The organism is Haematospirillum jordaniae (assembly GCF_001611975.1).
Classification (GTDB): Bacteria; Pseudomonadota; Alphaproteobacteria; order Rhodospirillales; family Rhodospirillaceae; genus Haematospirillum; species Haematospirillum jordaniae.
Genome location: NZ_CP014525.1, coordinates 1504312 through 1520174 on the forward strand (window position 1 = coordinate 1504312; position 15863 = coordinate 1520174).

General features: G+C 54.1%; 14 protein-coding genes, 1 tRNA gene and 1 pseudogene. 4 read left to right on the forward strand and 12 right to left on the reverse strand.

Going from position 1 to position 15863, the window contains the following annotated elements:
* Nucleotides 1-8: 8 nt before the first annotated feature.
* From AY555_RS07075 to AY555_RS07085, 3 genes are all read right to left on the reverse strand, one after another.
* Nucleotides 9-428 carry an HIT domain-containing protein gene (locus tag AY555_RS07075; protein WP_066135127.1) on the reverse strand — a complete coding sequence of 140 codons (420 nt, stop codon included), beginning with the start codon at nucleotides 426-428 and terminating at the stop codon, nucleotides 9-11.
* Between the two features lie 210 nt (nucleotides 429-638).
* Nucleotides 639-971 (reverse strand): STAS domain-containing protein, encoded by a 333-nt coding sequence (locus tag AY555_RS07080; RefSeq protein WP_066135129.1) that lies wholly within the window; start codon nucleotides 969-971, stop codon nucleotides 639-641.
* A gap of 164 nt (nucleotides 972-1135) precedes the next feature.
* A complete protein-coding gene (locus tag AY555_RS07085; RefSeq protein WP_066135131.1) occupies nucleotides 1136-1759 on the reverse strand; it encodes an exopolysaccharide biosynthesis protein in 624 nt (207 codons plus the stop codon).
* A 363-nt stretch (nucleotides 1760-2122) separates the two neighbouring features.
* On the opposite strand from AY555_RS07085, the gene AY555_RS07090 reads away from it, so the two are divergent.
* Entirely contained in the window at nucleotides 2123-4444 is a 2322-nt protein-coding gene (locus AY555_RS07090) for a hypothetical protein (RefSeq protein WP_066135133.1), read from the forward strand.
* 71 nt (nucleotides 4445-4515) lie between these two features.
* Here AY555_RS07090 and AY555_RS07095 read toward each other — a convergent pair whose 3' ends face one another.
* The 6 genes and pseudogenes from AY555_RS07095 to AY555_RS07120 form a co-directional block, all read right to left on the reverse strand.
* Nucleotides 4516-5082 carry a winged helix DNA-binding protein gene (locus tag AY555_RS07095; RefSeq protein ID WP_066135135.1) on the reverse strand — a complete coding sequence of 189 codons (567 nt, stop codon included), beginning with the start codon at nucleotides 5080-5082 and terminating at the stop codon, nucleotides 4516-4518.
* A 352-nt stretch (nucleotides 5083-5434) separates the two neighbouring features.
* Entirely contained in the window at nucleotides 5435-6220 is a 786-nt protein-coding gene (gene udp / locus AY555_RS07100; RefSeq protein ID WP_066135137.1) for a uridine phosphorylase, read from the reverse strand.
* An 18-nt stretch (nucleotides 6221-6238) separates the two neighbouring features.
* Nucleotides 6239-6667: pseudogene (locus AY555_RS07105) on the reverse strand (cytidine deaminase); the annotation flags it as partial.
* 27 nt (nucleotides 6668-6694) lie between these two features.
* Nucleotides 6695-7930, reverse strand: a complete 1236-nt coding sequence (locus AY555_RS07110) for a phosphopentomutase (RefSeq protein WP_066135140.1) — start codon at nucleotides 7928-7930, stop codon at nucleotides 6695-6697.
* Between the two features lie 25 nt (nucleotides 7931-7955).
* Nucleotides 7956-8744, reverse strand: coding sequence for a deoxyribose-phosphate aldolase (deoC, locus tag AY555_RS07115; protein ID WP_066135142.1), 789 nt, complete (start codon nucleotides 8742-8744; stop codon nucleotides 7956-7958).
* Nucleotides 8745-8825: 81 nt separating this feature from the next.
* Nucleotides 8826-10070: a NupC/NupG family nucleoside CNT transporter gene (locus tag AY555_RS07120; protein WP_245176899.1), complete on the reverse strand. Its 1245-nt coding sequence runs from the start codon at nucleotides 10068-10070 to the stop codon at nucleotides 8826-8828.
* Nucleotides 10071-10550: 480 nt separating this feature from the next.
* On the opposite strand from AY555_RS07120, the gene AY555_RS07125 reads away from it, so the two are divergent.
* Together AY555_RS07125 and AY555_RS07130 are read left to right on the forward strand one after the other, a co-directional pair.
* Nucleotides 10551-10626 (forward strand) — tRNA-Glu (locus AY555_RS07125).
* 141 nt (nucleotides 10627-10767) lie between these two features.
* A complete protein-coding gene (locus AY555_RS07130) occupies nucleotides 10768-11454 on the forward strand; it encodes an RluA family pseudouridine synthase (RefSeq protein WP_066135145.1) in 687 nt (228 codons plus the stop codon).
* Here the strand turns inward: AY555_RS07130 and AY555_RS07135 are convergent.
* Nucleotides 11451-12398, reverse strand: coding sequence for a lysine-2,3-aminomutase-like protein (locus AY555_RS07135; RefSeq protein ID WP_245176900.1), 948 nt, complete (start codon nucleotides 12396-12398; stop codon nucleotides 11451-11453). The genes AY555_RS07130 and AY555_RS07135 overlap by 4 nt on opposite strands.
* 150 nt (nucleotides 12399-12548) lie before the next feature.
* Here AY555_RS07135 and AY555_RS07140 point away from each other — a divergent pair, with 150 nt between their 5' ends.
* Nucleotides 12549-13445, forward strand: coding sequence for a hypothetical protein (locus AY555_RS07140; RefSeq protein WP_066135147.1), 897 nt, complete (start codon nucleotides 12549-12551; stop codon nucleotides 13443-13445).
* Here AY555_RS07140 and AY555_RS07145 read toward each other — a convergent pair whose 3' ends face one another.
* Both AY555_RS07145 and AY555_RS07150 read right to left on the reverse strand, forming a co-directional pair.
* Nucleotides 13446-13979, reverse strand: a complete 534-nt coding sequence (locus tag AY555_RS07145; RefSeq protein ID WP_066135150.1) for a thioesterase family protein — start codon at nucleotides 13977-13979, stop codon at nucleotides 13446-13448. It lies immediately after the preceding gene.
* Nucleotides 13980-14057: 78 nt separating this feature from the next.
* Nucleotides 14058-15854 (reverse strand): acyl-CoA dehydrogenase C-terminal domain-containing protein, encoded by a 1797-nt coding sequence (locus AY555_RS07150; RefSeq protein ID WP_066135152.1) that lies wholly within the window; start codon nucleotides 15852-15854, stop codon nucleotides 14058-14060.
* Nucleotides 15855-15863: the final 9 nt, after the last annotated feature.

Consider the following 15863-nt stretch of genomic DNA (forward strand, 5'->3'; position numbering starts at 1 on the left):
TACAGCTATCATCCGGCTGTTTGTGGTGGGGTCATATTACCGCGCAGCATCCGGATTGTATGAGAGAGGCTGGCTTGATCATAAGGTTCCGGGCGGACAACACCCCACACAGGATCAGGCCACGCTGGGTCATCGTGAAAACGGGCGATCACATGCACGTGCAGCTGGGGCACCTGGTTCCCCAAGGCGGCCACATTAATCTTGTCGGCTTTGGTTGCATCTTCCAGCAGACGTGCTGCCAGCGCCATTTCATGGACCAGGCGGGTACGATCCTCCGGTGACAGATGGTGCAGCTCACGGACATCTTCCCGCTGTGGGACTAGGATCAGCCAAGGATACGTACGATCATTCATCAGCAGAACCCGGCTCAGGGGCCAGACCGCAATCTCAACGGTATCGGCTTCAAGGCGGGGGTGCAGCCTGAACATCGCGCGCTCTTTCCTAGTGCTGTGACACGTGCATCCCATGCTGCCCTAATGAGGTTGTTTTGTCACGGGAAAGCCAGCAAAACAATTCTGTATGCCCATGGTCATGGATGCTGAAATGAGGAACCCCCGCCATTCCTGAAGACCCTGGGGGAGAGATGGGGCTCAGGCTTGGCGGGGGTGGGCAGAAGGTTTTATCCCTCTGCCGGTGTTTCAGTGCACCGCTGGTCCGGGTGCGTATGTCTCTATCATCTTGACCTGGCTATCCAGTCCGACCAGGGACAGCAGGCCCCTTGGCTGACCGGGCGGGCACAGGAGTGTCAGTGCCCGACCACTGGAAACCAAGCGTTGGTTCAGCGCGATGATCAACCCGATTGCGGCGGCGTCGATGACCGCTACGCTGCTCAGATCAAGGGTTACGTCCTGTTTTGCGTCTTGGCTGATGTCTATAAACACCGGCAGAACGCTGTCCAAGGTCGAGAGGGTTAGGTCACCCATGACAACAGCAATAATGTCTTGGTGGCTGTTGAGCAGGGTAACGGACATCTCTCTGTACTCCTTCATCGGCTTGCCCATACCAGAGCAAGCACGATGCCAGGATTAAGAAGACTTTTATATCAAGGTATTGTTGTTTTATGTGTGCTGGGGCCCCTGCTGCATTCGCAGGTTGCGACGCGCTTCGGGGCCTGTTTTGCGGGATATGGGATCATTCAGGCAAAAAGCCCCATGACGGCGGTTCCGCCGAAAAGGATAAGCCCGGAAAAAATCATAAGGGCGATTAGTGATAGAGACCATGCAATCAAAAGAACAATCCCGTCACGCTCAAAAAGCCCGAGCCCCAGCAGGCAGAGGATGATTCCCAAGGGGATATTGGTAAAGGGAACCGGAAGGAGAAGAAGAGCAGACACAATAACCATCATGATGCCTGTCAATCTTTCCCCTGCGGTTGATGAGAGCCACGGCAAACGATAGCGCAGTATTTTCTCAACCTTCCTCATTCTGGGTAGAATAATAGTCAGAGACTTTTTCCATGTCTCTAGGTCAATGGATTGGCGGCTGAGAATAGCTGGAAGCCACGGTCTTTTCTGTCCGGCTGCCAGCTGCAGGCTTATAACCAGCAGGGGAGCCCCGAACACAAGACCAAATCCAGGTATCGGCATGGGAATAAGGCAGGGAAATGCCAAGGCCAGAACGATGACACCCCACGCCCGGTCATCAAGGACCCGTGTAATGTCACCGATACAGATTCGTGAAGAACCAGCTGGTGGTGAAAGGGCTTCCAGAGCTTGGGAGGCTGGAATGTGGCGGTGGGAACGCGGCTGATCAAAGGACATGCAGAAACCTGGGTTATCGCAGTTCAGGTACGTTGTAGTGTGCTGCGTGATGGGAGACGGGAGAAAACAGAGCACGTTTTTACGGTATTCTTCAAGCCTGTGCACCTTATGAATACAATCTGTACAGGTTCTGTGGCACGAATCATCTCAACATACAGAAAATTTGCTTTCATACATGTCATAAGCATATTTTTTCTGACCTGAGCATTTCAATTGTTTCTCATTCAAAATACTGCGGTGGAGTATTGAATGTATTTGTGATTTTATTCATAGCTCTGCACTGTTCCTTGTCTCAGAGGAATGCCGATTGTGCTTCAAAATTTTTTCCGGCGTGTTTGATGTTTTTGCATCATGGGAGGGGATATGGCCACGGATCATGACACAACTCTGCATGCTGCTGTCAGCGCTGGGCGTTCTTCGTCAGATGTTGATGTTGATGTGGATGGTAGCGCTCTTGGGATGTCCTATATTCCTTATCCTGCTGACTCTGTCTGGGAATGGCGCATTCCGCATGTGCAAGGTGCAGGAAATACAGCTGTCTATGGCGTTCAGGCTGATCGCCTTTCTTTTACCATTGATGGGCATAGCTATCATGTTACGCGTGGCTCAGGTCCTAAGTTCTGGGACATTAATCGTCTTGCCGAAGACATGGAGACCGCTCTAAGCGGAAGCATGCATGAAGCGGCAAGGATCAAGGTTGCCCCGGATGGTCATTCTCTTCGGTTTATGAATATGGGGAATGTCCGTATTGGCAAGGTCATGGCCCACCGCGATGATATTGGCAGTACAGCAGAACTTCGTTTCAATCCCGGTGAGTTCAGGCTCATGTTGGGCGACAATCCCCCACCCGAAGGGTCCGACCGTGCCCTGCCACCTGTACAGCATGCGCCTGCGTCTTTTCCGGGGCCTGATAGCGGGGCTGTCTCCATGATGACATTCAGGTTGCCTCCATTATCTGATGGCCTATCCCCAAAAGGCATGCAATTCAAGATTGGTGGCCATGATGTCAATATTACCTTTACCGGTGAGCAGGATGTTTTGGGCTTGTTCGCCAAGGCCCGTTTCGAGGTTGCTGCTGACGACAATGGGGTTATTACGATAAAAACAACGACCAAGGCTCCCATGGGTGGCGGGGAGGTAACTCTGTCTAGGCCGGCTGTTGCATTACAGATCCGGGATGGTGAATCTGGCGGCCTTGCACTGGATCCTGTTCCATCTTCGATAACGCTTTCTGAGCTTTGGCCATCAGGCATATGGAACGGTAGTGTGGGAGAGCCTCTTGACCTTAACATTATTTTGCGTAAGGGGGAGATACTGAGGGAATCTGTTCATATTGCGGTCGATTGTCATGAAAGCACCGGCCCGGATCAGCTGGTTGAGATTCTCAATCAGGCATTTGTGAATGATCCCCATGAACTTGTTGCATCATTGGACAGTCAGAACAGGCTTGTTATCAGTAGTCCGGAGGGATTTATTTTCGAGCGCGTGGCGCTCGTCATACCTGATGGACGTGGTCAGGCCGGCACAATCGGTGCCCAGACCGAACCGGGTAAGCCGGGTATCGTCCCGCCGCAGGATACATCGTATCATCATTTGAATGAGCCTGCTTTGCAGGCAACTCTGCGTCTTGACCGGCAGTATCACGAGGGTGATGCAGCACATGAAGATCCTGAACTGAGTCTGGATGCGCAGTCCTTGCTAGGCGTATCCCGTATCCTGCCGCAGGATGGCGCAATGGCCTATGCACAGCCATCTTTTGCTAAGTTTGACCTGTCAGGTAACACCATGGCAATGGCGGGGTCTGGCAATTCCACGTCGGCCACAAGACCGGATTTGCTGATCGTGAACCTGCAGTTTCAGATCGGTGATGAGGCTGTTACGGTTCGGGATACGTTTACGACGCTTAAAGAAATCCAGCAGGCGGTCAACGATGCCATTCGAACCAAGCCAGGGTTGGAGAATACCTTGGCAAAAATCAGTGATGGTGCCTTGGTTATCGAGAATGCAGCGGCACAACCTTTTACGGCGGCTCATTGGTCTGTAACGCCGGCAATTGTATGGTTGCCTGATGTTCTGGACCGTGTGGACGGGCGTATGGCTTCAGACGCTGTGCCGTCTACTGCCTTCTTGGATATTGGTGCGTATTCGGGGCATGCTTTGTCCCTGCCGTTTGAGTTTATCCACCCTGTTCTCAGTTCACCAGGCGTTCTGCATATTCAGGCGCAGTCGTGGCGTACGCCGACTGAACTGGCCAATGTGATAACACAGGCCGGCTCTGCACATGGCATTACGGCGTCCTTCCTCGTTGAGAACAATATCGGAAAGATTATTTTGCAAGATCAGCATGGGCGCGATTTCCGGGCTGAGCGGATGACGGTTTCTGTAGAAATGCCGGACGAGAAGCACCCAGGTTTTGCTGGCGTCTGCTTGCCTTCCTCTCATGGGTATACTCCGGGCCCTATTACCTCGGATACTTCCGGGGACTGGATTAACCTTGATACCATGGCATGTAGGACGGAGGAAGTGCCAACGCTTGATGTTAGCCCTGAAAAGTCAGAGCCGCTGCCAACGATTGGGTACAGTCTTGCAACGTCAGAGTATGTTCAGGATGTCTTCGAGCTTTTACCCGATAATATGAAAGCGACTGTGGCTTTCTTTATGCCAGAATTTATGGAGCTGCTTTGACGTGTTTCCCTGCTATAGGCGTAGTCTTGATCCTGAGCGAGTTTTCCCCCGCTCAGGATTAAGATAGTCTGTCAGACCGACGATGCCGCCCGGGCAACTTGGTCATAGAACCCTGAAAGATCTCTTAATGCCGTTGCAAGATGGTGAAAACCATCTCTGCTATCGTCTTGTCGTTCAGAGGCGTCGCGCAGGCACTTGGTTCGAATGGCAAGATAGGATCTGCAGACTGCTTCACCTTGTGTTGTTGTTCTGTAGAAGCGCTCCTTACCGCGGCGCTCTCCCTCGACCAAACCTGACTTGAGCATCTTCTTCAGGGAGTAGTTGACGGTATGTTGGTCTTCCACATTCAGGACAAAGCAAATGTCTGCCAGTCGTTTTGACCGTCTGCGGTGATTAACGCTGTGAAGAACCAGAATATCAAGTGGGCTGAAATCTGGGTATCCAACAGCAGCCATGCATCGTGTAATCCAGCGATTGAACGCATTATGGGCAACAATCAAGCTGTATTCATGATCGCTTAACTGCCATTCGTGACACAGGTTTTGTTCATCGTGTTCACAAACAGAGGCCGGCATGTTGATATCAAGCCGGTGTGTGATGGCTTCATCCAGTCGTGTTTGTTCCCTTGCTTCTCGCATGAGACGTCCTCCTCTCTATACTGATTGTTTTTTATTTTTGTGCATTAGTTACACTTAATAGAGCCATCAATGACGATGTCTGCAAGGTAAAATCATAGGACATCACAAGTTTGCGGCGCGAATGCCGTGTTTGCTGGGCAACCGGGAGATTTTCTTCGGGAACAAGGCTGTGGCATCTTGCTTCAGGGGGATTGGTTCAGCGCCATGACCAACAGCCTCTCATTCCGATTCGCATTTCGTGACGGCCAATCGCAGGTTGGCGTACGTGTTTTTTGCCGGTGCTTTATTTGTGATGTTATAGAGTTACCGCCATATGAAAAGACCCGGATTTATACCGGGCCTTGTGAGGGTGTCATGTGGTTTGGTGCGCAAGAATGCCTGCTGCCCGGACGGCCACGGAAATGGCAGCTTGTTCCGTTCTCTTTATAACATCAGGTGACGGCATCTCTTGTTCGGTTCGGTTCACGATCGCACCTGCCACCATACCGGCTTTTAGACCCATAGCAGAGCACATGGTAAACAGGGTGGCGGATTCCATCTCGTAATTCATAACATGCAGGGCCTGCCATTCCGAGAGTGACCCAGCCCATTGGCGGCGGACATGTCCAGAGTAGGTATCATAGCGCTCTTGCCCTTGGTAAAAGGTATCCGAAGACGCTGTAATGCCAACGTGCAGGTTTACGTTTTCCTCTTTGGCGGCCCGAACCAAGGCTGTTGTACAGTCAAAGTCAGCCACAGCAGGGTAGCTGGCCGGTGCGAAGTGGTGGCTTGCCCCATCCAGACGCACAGCGCCCGTTGTCACCAGAATATCACCGACGGCAATGTGTTTCTGTATAGCTCCCGTTGTACCCACGCGCAGGAAGGTGCGAATGCCAAGTTGTGCCAGTTCCTCGACCGCGATCGATGTAGACGGGCCGCCAATCCCTGTCGAGCACACGATAACCGGTACGCCCTCCAGCTCACCCAGCCATGATGTGAATTCACGGTGACTGGCCAGTGGACGTGCATTATCCATACGTTCGGCAATAAGAGGGCTTCGTCCCGGGTCGCCCGGCAGAATGGCGACGGTTGCGCCCGCGAGCATGGCGCGGTTCAGGCCAAGATGAAAAACTTCGGGCTGGGTGCTGACATTGGACATGAGAACGGCACTTCCACTTCAGGATTGTGTTGTTTCAGGATCAAGATAAAATGCACCGGGCAGCAAAGCTGATGCCGTGGTTGTTTCCATATCACCTTTCAGGTTGGTCAAGACAACTTCTAGGGCAGGTGACCCAAGCTCTATGATAACTTGGCGGCAGGCCCCGCAGGGTGCGATCGGTCCATCTGTATCGCCAACAACGGCAAGGCATGTGAATTCACCGGGTTTATATCCCTCCGAGACAGCCTTGAACAAAGCCGTTCGTTCCGCACAGTTGCACAGGCCGTATGATGCGTTTTCGACATTGCAGCCGTGGAAGATACGGCCGTCATGTGTTTGCAGGGCAGCCCCAACCTTGAAACGGGAGTACGGTGCATAGGCTTTCTCGCGGGCCTTTATCGCTTCCTGCCTGAGCTGTTGATGATGGTTCATAAAACAATTCCGGTTCTGACAAGGTGTAACACGATGGTGTGATCAAGGCGAAAGCGCACGCGCCCACGGCATGACGGTTCCATCCGGGAAAGGTGACAGGCTGAACATGTGTGCCAAGCTTTGCCCCACATCGGCAAAGGTCTCGCGGATGCCTTCGTTGCCTGGGGGGATCCGGGGGCCGAACGCAAGAACGGGAACGTGTTCCCGTGTATGGTCGCTGCCTTGCCAAGTGGGGTCGCAACCATGGTCTGCAGACACCAGCAACACGTCATTTTTACCTAGGCAAGCCATTAGTTCGGGCAGTCTGTTATCAAAATGCTCCAGCCCGGCGGCATAACCAGCCACATCACGGCGGTGCCCCCAGGTTTGATCAAAGTCGACAAAGTTGGTCATGATGATGCTGTTCGGCCCAGTATCCTTCATGGCCTGCAGGGTGGCATCCCACAGTGCATCGTGGCCGCTGGCCTTGATGCTGCGGGTAATGCCGACATGGGCATAGATATCGGGGATCTTCCCGATGCCGACAACGGTTCCACCGGCATTCGATAACTTCTCGAGAACGGTTGGGGCAGGGGGTTTGACAGCAAGGTCGCGCCGGTTTCCTGTTCGCTTGAAGGTATCTGCTGTTGTTCCGATAAAGGGCCGCGCAATCACGCGGCATATATTGTAAGGCCTTACTTCCTCGAAGGCGATCTCACACAAATCGTACAGCCGTTGCAGGCCAAAGCTTTCCTCGTGGCAGGCAATCTGGAAAACAGAATCTGAGGATGTATAGAAAATGGGCCTGCCCGTTCGTACGTGTTCCTCACCCATCTCGGCAATTATGGTCGTTCCAGAGGCGTGGCAGTTTCCAAGCCAGCCCGGCAGATCAAACCTGCGAACAAGGTTCTCCAACAGCGTAGGGGGGAACGTATTGTCCTTTTTCTCGAAGTAACCCCAGTCAAACCTTATGGGCACACCGGCCAGTTCCCAGTGACCGGATGGGGTGTCCTTACCGCTGGATATTTCACGGGCGGCAGCCCATGCGCCGATGATATCCGGTTGGGGGTTAAACCCTGCTGGAAGCTCCCCTGTTGCAAGACGTGCAGCCAAGCCAATCCCCAGGCGTTCAAGATTGGGAATCCGCAGTGGCCCCGAGCGTTCCGGGCTATCGGCCCGCCCATCACGGCACCATTGGGCTATATGGCCGATGGTGCTGGCTCCTTGGTCTCCGAAACGCTCTGCATCAGGCGTTGCGCCGATGCCAAAGGAGTCCATGATCAAGATAATAGCGCGCATGCCGGTATTCTCCTGCCTCGTCGCCTTAGTACTCATGCCCTGCCGGGGGGGCGCCTTTGTGGCCAAGGGTGGCCAGAATATCTGCCAAAAGCCCCGATGCACCAAAGCGGAATGTTTCGGGGCTTATCCAGTCAGGCCCCATGATGCGTTCTGCCAGATCAAGATAAAGCTTGGCATCGGCAACGGTCCGGATTCCACCCGATGCCTTGAATCCTACCTTTCTGCCGCAGTCCCGAATGGTTTCGAGCATGATGCGGGCAGCGTCAGGCGTTGCATTGACATCAACCTTTCCGGTGGAGGTTTTCAGGAAATCAGCGCCGGCTGCGATACTGATTTCTCCGGCTTGGCGGATCAGGGAAGGATCATGCAGCATGCCCGTTTCAAGAATGACCTTGAGCACCTTGGAGCCAGCGGCCTGGCGGCTTTGTGTAACCACAGACTGACCAGCGGCTGCATTTCCATCCAGCAGCGCAGACCAAGGGAAAACAACGTCTATCTCGTCGGCCCCTTGTTCAATGGCCACCTCGGCCTCCCGTGCTGCTGCTGCGGCATTTTCCCCGCCGTGTGGGAAGTTGGTAACCGTCGCCAGTCTTACATTCTTCAAGTTCTGCTTCACCAGCGCGGCTTTGGCTGTGGGCAAAAGGTGTGGCCAGATGCAAAGGGCTGCCGGTGATCCGAAAGGTGTATCGGCCTTTTCAGCCATTGCAGAAACAGTTGCAGCATTATCTGCTGCATCCAGTGATGTCAGATCCATCAGGGACAGGGCCCGTTTGGCTATCGTGGTCTGTTGCTGCAGGGTACCTGTATCAGTCATGCATCATTGTCCACAAAATCAAGTGAAGCCGTGAAAGTCCCGCAGGTCTACCCTGTCAGGCAGCCTGCGGGACAGCTGAAATTAGAGCGACAAGAATATACCGGCAATTGTGGCGCTCATAAGGTTGGACAACGTGCCGGCTGTTACAACCCGAAGACCATACCGTGTGACCTCTGAACGGCGTTCGGGCGCTACAGCCGCAAAGCCACCGGCGAGGATCGCAATGGAAGCGAAGTTGGCAAAGCCGCACAGGGCAAAGGAAACAATGGCAATGGTCCGTGGATCCAGAGCCTGCAGGCCGCTGGCTGCAACGGTTCCGGCATCTTTGAGATAGGCGGACAGCTGGCTGTAGGCCACAAATTCATTAATGATCATTTTCTGGCCGATGAAGTTACCGGCAATCTGTGCATCCTGCCACGGTACGCCAATCATCCAGGCCAAGGGGGAGAAAGCCGCCCCCATCAGGAATTCCAGATTCCATTCCGGATGACCAAAAAGGCCGAAGAAACCACCCACGGCACCATTGCACAGTGCGATCAGGGCAATGAAAGCGATCAGCATGGCACCGACATTCAGCGCAATCTGCAAGCCGACCAATACGCCAGAGGCTGCGGCCTCGATGATGTTTGTCGGGCGTTTCTCGTCAAAGTGAATTTCGTTGAATTCAACCTGGCTGGGTTCAGTATCCGGATGAATGATTTTTGCGAACAAAAGGCCACCGGGAATAGCCATGAACGAAGCCGCCAGCAGGTATTCCATCTTGACGCCCATGCCGGCGTATCCCGCCAGTACCGAGCCGGCAACGGCGGCCATGCCGCTCGACATGACCGTAAACAGTTCCGCCCCGTTCATGCGGTTGATGAAGGGTTTGACGACGGCTGGCATTTCGCTTTGGCCAACAAAAATAGTGGTGACAGCCGAGAAGGATTCCAGTCTGGATACGCCAATCACCTTGTGGAACAGGGTGCCCAGTATGATTACAAACCACTTCATCAGCCCGATATAGTAGAGCACTGAAACAAGGGCGGTTACAAAAATGATGGCGCTGAGGACGCGGAAGGCAAAGACAAAGCCGCTGTCGCCGAACAGCACAAACATTTTGCTGTCAACAAGGCCGCCGAACAGAAAAGCAGCGCCTTCGTGACCGTAATCCAGAACATGGTTTACGCCATTTGCTGCAGCAGCCAAGATATCCTTGCCGAAAGGCACAAACAGAACCAGTGCCCCAATAGCAATCTGGCAAAGCAAGGCTGCAACAACAACCCTAGGCCTGATCGCACGGCGGTTATTGGAAATGGCCAAGCCGATCAACAGGAGTACGGCCATTCCAAGGAGGCTGCGCCAAATATCCATAAGTGTCACCTAAATCGTTGACTCAATCATTCGCTTTGTGTGCCACAACCTAGAAAGACAGGCGCCATGTCCCCATGGATCTAGGCGGCGGAATTCTGCCATGTTCAGAATTGGTCACCGTCATGTGTCTAGCCGTCTCCGGCAGGGCACCAGAACCATAGCAATTCATTCTGCGAAAGCGAGACTTTTATGACGCAGGTCTAAAAAAGCGCTATCGCGGCCATGATGTTGATTAAAAAAGAGTTTTATGAGTTCACTTTGTTTGCATATTTCTGATTTTTTCTGATTCTTTGAGAAAGTTACTGAGAGTCGCAAGCCTTTTACATATCCTTTGATTGCAATTAATTAAATAGATCGCCTTTTAGTAAATTCATGCAGAAAAAATGTTATCCTCTGAAAAATAAGGCTTGATTGTTCCGGTGCGGACGGCTACAAACCCGCCGTGCCCACGACGTCCCCATCGTCTAGAGGCCTAGGACACCGCCCTTTCACGGCGGCGACCGGGGTTCGAATCCCCGTGGGGACGCCAAGCGCACAAGCGGGAGAGGCTCCTTTTCAAATGAAAAGGCGCCTTTTTTATTACTTTTTCTTTGGGCTGTTCCGTGATCAGAAGCGTTGCCGTGTTTCTTGATTCTGACGGGTGCCTCGTGTTCGCAGGATGGACCAAACCATGACCCCCGATGAAGCCAAACAACGTGTTCTTTACCGGGACCGACTTGTTCTGGTTCTTGATAAACCTGCTGGAATGCCGGTTCATGCCGGGCCAGGGGGCGGTGATACGGTCGAGGATTATTTCCGCTATTTGTGTTTTGAACACCCGCGCCCACCTTCTTTGGCCCACCGCCTGGATCGGGATACATCCGGATGCCTGATCTTGGGCCGTCATCACAAGGGGTTGCGGCGGATGGGCAAACTGTTTCAGCAGGGGGTTGTTGGTAAGGTCTATTGGGCTGTCACAACGGGAATTCCAGAGGTTGGTGCAGGTATTGTAGACCAGCCCTTGAGCAAGCTGACTCCTGCTGGCGGTTGGAAAATGGTTGTGGATCCAGCCGGCGGGCAGCCTTCTGTGACCGAATATCGGGTTCTTGGGCGTTCCTCGGAGGGGCTGGCATGGATTGAATGCCGCCCCAGAACAGGGCGTACCCACCAAATTCGGGTGCACATGGCGCACATTGGTGCTCCGCTGTTGGGTGACCGGGTCTATGGTGATGCGGGGCAGCGAGTCCGTATGCATCTTCATGCCCGTTCGGTCCGTATTCCCCTGTATGCTGAAAAGCCACCGATTTTTGTAGAGGCCCCCCCGCCAGAGCATATGCAAAATGCCTTGAAGGCATGTGGGTGGGACGGCATTCCCTAGGCTTGGGAGTCTGCCCAGTCCTCTGGCCAGCTGGGGCCAAGTGGAACCTTACCCAAGGCGCCGGGACGATCTAGGATATAGTGTGGCAGGGCGATTCCCGTCAGGCGTCCGCGTAAGGCTTTCAGAAGGGCGCGCCCCTCCTCTATTTCCAGCCGGAAGTGGTTGGTTCCCTTGGCCATGTCAGGGTGGTGAAGGTAGTAGGGTTTGATCCTGTTGCGCAGGCAGGCACGAAACAGGGCCTCTAATGCGTCCACGTTGTTATTGACGTCTTTCAGAAGCACAGTCTGTGAAACAAGCGGAATCCCCGCTTTGCTCAGGCTTGCAACGGCATGGCAGACTTCGGGGGCAAACTCATCGGCGTGGTTGACGTGAATAGCAACCCAGACGGTGGCCCTGTCCGGGGAAGTCAATGCGGTAACAAGGTCTGGTGTAATGCGCTTGGGGTCATGGATGGGCAGGCGCGTATGGAAGCGAACCAGTTCGATATGATCCATTCGGTCCAATGTGCCAAGGATGTAGTGCAGGCGCCGGGGTGACAGCAGCAGAGGGTCTCCGCCTGTCAGTATGACCTCGCGTAGTTCCGTGTGCTTTGCAACATAGGACAAGGCTTTCTCAAGCTCTTCATCATTCAGGCTTTCAGAGCCTGGCCCGACAACCTCGCGGCGGAAACAGAAGCGGCAGTAGGCTGCGCAGACGTGTACTGGCTTGAGAAGAACCCGGTCCGGGTAACGATGTACGATCCCTGCTACCGGGCTCTTCAGGTTGTCGCCGATCGGGTCAGCCAGTTCATCGGGGCTTGTAATCAGTTCCTTGACAGAGGGTCGGAATTGTCGGGCTAAAGGGCTGTCTGCCGGCATATCAGCCAGTTGACGTTCAAGGAAAGGGGTCGTGCGCACGGCATAGCGGCGTGCAACATCCTCAAGCTGGTCCTGCGTTTCTGTCATCGGGTTTGTCATCATGGTCGGCAGCGATATACCCGGTATGGCCCGGAAAGCAAGACGTTTGCATAATACCTTGGCTGTACAACAGGATTTTTTAACCAGATCCGTGGACACTGTTCCCCACAAGAGATGAACAGAGGGGGGGATAGTGCCGTGCATTATAAGGCTATCAAAGTGGAAATTACGCAGCCTATCCCGTACACAAACCAGAACTTTTATGAAATCGTGTGGGCTGCGCGGCTGGAGGTTTTTCGTCAGGCCCTAGAGGGAGGAGCCAAGACGCCGTTTGATATTATGGCTTGCCTCGTTAATTTGGAGCAACAGTTTACCTTTGGTGTAGAGAAACTGCCTTCCCCGACAGGCGATGGTACTTTGTACCTTAACGGTGTTGTAAGGCTGGTTCCAAATCCTGACAGCAATCAGCAAAGCCTATCCGCACCATCGTACAGCTTTAATCAGATACTCGCTGCGGTCGTGCAGCATTGCGATGATGGGGTCAAAGCCATTGTAGAGCTTGGTGCTGGTTATGGTCGTAACCTGATGGAGCTGCGCCATCACCTACGGCGGCCTGATCTTGCCCTTATCGGTGCCGAGTATACCCAATCCGGACGGGACGCCATGGAGTTCTTCAATGCCAGTTTTCCGGATCTCACCCCGATTCAAACCGTTTTTACCGATCACCGCTTGGCATCTTTTCCTTTTATTTCCAGTAAGGACAAGGTGCTGGTTTTTAGCTGCCACTCCCTTGAGCAGGTTGAGAAGTTACCGTTGGATTTCTTTGTTAATCTTGCAGATTCTTCGGAGGACATCACCGGTGTCCATATCGAACCATTCGGTTTTCAGGCAGTCCCCAGAAGCGCGTGGAGTGATGTCCATCATGCGCACAACGCCTTTATCCGCCTCAAGGATTATAACCTGAACATGTGGGCGTGCCTGGAACATGCTGTGCGCGAACAGGCCATCACGATAACCGGTGTGGCTCTCAATGCATCCTTTGCCCAGCCGGAGAATCCATCGTCTGTTGTTGTCTGGAAAAAGCGTACCGCTTGATCAGGCCTTGCGTTCCAAGGCACCAACTTCAACATCATTCCAGCTCTCAATCCAATGTGGAAGCGGAGGAAGAAACCCTGAATCGGCGCCAAGCATTGTGGCAATGTGACTGGGGTCTACAACGCCGGCCGCGTCGACAAAGCAGGTTTTGACCATGGCAATACAGGCCACAACGCCCTTGCGGGTCACGAACTTCTGCTCGATCCACAGCCAGCGATCATCCCAGCACACAAGCCGTGTTTCAAGCTGGAACGGCTGAAAAGGCCGCAATCCCTTGCGATAGCGTAGCATCTGGGCCCCGACCATTGCCTGCAGCTTGTTTTTCAGGATCAGCTTCCACATGCCACAGCGCATCATCAGGTCGATCCGGCCAAGATCCATGATCGCAGCATAGTGCGCGTTGTTCATGTGAATATTCAGGTCAACATCCGATGGCCAAACCCGACCCTTCAGGACCGAGGTTTCGGTAAAGCCCAGCCGTGGCCGGAACCAGACACATACCAGAAGCCACAGGAAACGCAGCCAGAGAGTCATCGTGTGTGGCCTGCCTGAGGAGATGGTCCGTCTTTTGTGCGTGGTTAAGGAACAAAAGACGGACAGGAAAGGAGTATCCTAGAAGGCGTCGTCGGGGAAGTCCATCATGCTTGAGGCACCGCTCATCAGCCCGGAAAACAGGGCACCCGTCTGTGGCAGAACCCGCTGCATGAAGAAACGGGCCGTGGCAATCTTGGCCTCGTAGAATGCGGCATCTCCGTTGGTACCCGTAGCCAGTTTATCGCGTGCAACATCAACACTGCGACACCACAGATAGGCAATGGCTGTCAGGCCAAAGAGCCGCAGGAAATCAGACGATGCCGCGCCGGCTTCATCACGGTTGGCCATGGCCTTTTGTGCGATAAAACCTGTGGCTTGTTGCAGGCGCGTGAATGCCTTGGCCAGCGGGGCAACAAATTCTTCCATAGCCTCATCTTCGCCTTTGGCGGCGATGTAGTCGGATACCGGGTGAAAGAAACGCCGCAGGTAACGTCCAGCGAAAGCGGGCATCTTGCGTCCGACCAGATCCAGGGCCTGGATACCATTGGTACCTTCGTAAATCTGGGCGATGCGTGCATCGCGGACGTATTGTTCCATGCCCCATTCACGAATATAGCCATGTCCGCCGTAGACCTGAACGCCCAGGTTAGTTGCCTCCGACCCCAGGTCGGTGATCAGGGCTTTGACGATAGGGGTCATCAGGGCCACCAGATCATCCGCTTCTTGGCGCACATCTGGGTCCGGATGTGCGGTTGCCAGATCCAGTGCATGGGAAACCCAGGCCACCAAAGCGCGTGATCCTTCCATGGTCGCACGCTGGGTCAGCAGCATCTTGCGGACATCAGGATGAACCAGAATGGGATCAGCCTTGGCTTCGGGCTTTTTGGCACCATTCAGGGCGCGCCCCTGAATCCGGTCGCGGGCATAGGCCACTGCCCCTTGGTATGATGCTTCGCCCAGCCCAAGCCCCTGGACACCAACGGCCAGCCGTTCAGTGTTCATCATCGTGAACATGGCTCGCATGCCTTTATGTGGTTCTCCTACCAGCCACCCGGTTGCATCATCAAAGTTCATGACGCAGGTTGCAGATGCCTTGATCCCCATCTTGTGTTCAATCGAACCGCACATGACACCGTTGCGCTGGCCCGGGTTTCCGGCCGGGTCCGGCAGGAATTTCGGTACCACAAACAGGGAAATGCCCCTTGCACCCTCAGGTGCTCCGGGCAGTTTGGCCAGAACCAGGTGGATAATGTTCTCGCTCAGGTCATGTTCGCCGGCCGAGATAAAAATCTTGGTGCCCGTAATGCGATAGCTGCCGTCCGGGTTGGGGTCAGCCTTGGTGCGGATCATGCCCAGGTCTGTTCCGCAATGCGGTTCGGTCAGGCACATGGTTCCTGACCATTCACCGGAGACCAGCTTCGGAAGATAAACGTTTTTCTGTTCTTCCGTGCCATAGGCCGACAGCGAGACATACGCGCCATGGGTCAGGCCGGGGTACATGCCAAAGCTGAGGCTTGACGAGCATATCATCTCTTCCACCAAGCTGTTGACCAGCTTGGGCATGCCCTGGCCCCCATAGTCCGGAGAGCAGGCAATGGCCGCCCATCCAGCCTCGCAGAATGCCCGATAAGCATCACGGAAGCCCGAGGGTGTTCGTACCACCCCGTTTTCATAGGTGCAGCCTTCCTCGTCACCGGAGCGGTTGAGAGGGTAGAGAACCTGCTCGCAGAACTTCGCAGCTTCTTCCAGCACGGCGTCTAGGACATCCGGTGTCATGTCTTCATAGCCTGGTAGGGTGTGCAGTGCACCACCGTCAAAAAGCTCGTGCAGGACAAAGCGCATCTCACGCAGGGGGGCCTTGTAGGGAGCGGCCATGGCGTTTTT

What these genes read in the sequence shown, in the direction of transcription:
- AY555_RS07145 (WP_066135150.1), bottom strand. Translation starts at nt 13,979, where the DNA reads ATGACTCTCTGGCTGCGTTTCCTGTGGCTTCTGGTATGTGTCTGGTTC.
- AY555_RS07135 (WP_245176900.1), bottom strand. Translation starts at nt 12,398, where the DNA reads ATGACAGAAACGCAGGACCAGCTTGAGGATGTTGCACGCCGCTATGCC.
- AY555_RS07080 (WP_066135129.1), bottom strand. Translation starts at nt 971, where the DNA reads ATGTCCGTTACCCTGCTCAACAGCCACCAAGACATTATTGCTGTTGTC.
- AY555_RS07150 (WP_066135152.1), bottom strand. Translation starts at nt 15,854, where the DNA reads ATGGCCGCTCCCTACAAGGCCCCCCTGCGTGAGATGCGCTTTGTCCTG.
- AY555_RS07095 (WP_066135135.1), bottom strand. Translation starts at nt 5,082, where the DNA reads ATGCGAGAAGCAAGGGAACAAACACGACTGGATGAAGCCATCACACAC.
- AY555_RS07130 (WP_066135145.1), top strand. Translation starts at nt 10,768, where the DNA reads ATGACCCCCGATGAAGCCAAACAACGTGTTCTTTACCGGGACCGACTT.
- AY555_RS07075 (WP_066135127.1), bottom strand. Translation starts at nt 428, where the DNA reads ATGTTCAGGCTGCACCCCCGCCTTGAAGCCGATACCGTTGAGATTGCG.
- AY555_RS07110 (WP_066135140.1), bottom strand. Translation starts at nt 7,930, where the DNA reads ATGCGCGCTATTATCTTGATCATGGACTCCTTTGGCATCGGCGCAACG.
- AY555_RS07085 (WP_066135131.1), bottom strand. Translation starts at nt 1,759, where the DNA reads ATGTCCTTTGATCAGCCGCGTTCCCACCGCCACATTCCAGCCTCCCAA.
- AY555_RS07120 (WP_245176899.1), bottom strand. Translation starts at nt 10,070, where the DNA reads ATGGCCGTACTCCTGTTGATCGGCTTGGCCATTTCCAATAACCGCCGT.
- AY555_RS07090 (WP_066135133.1), top strand. Translation starts at nt 2,123, where the DNA reads ATGGCCACGGATCATGACACAACTCTGCATGCTGCTGTCAGCGCTGGG.
- deoC (WP_066135142.1), bottom strand. Translation starts at nt 8,744, where the DNA reads ATGACTGATACAGGTACCCTGCAGCAACAGACCACGATAGCCAAACGG.
- udp (WP_066135137.1), bottom strand. Translation starts at nt 6,220, where the DNA reads ATGTCCAATGTCAGCACCCAGCCCGAAGTTTTTCATCTTGGCCTGAAC.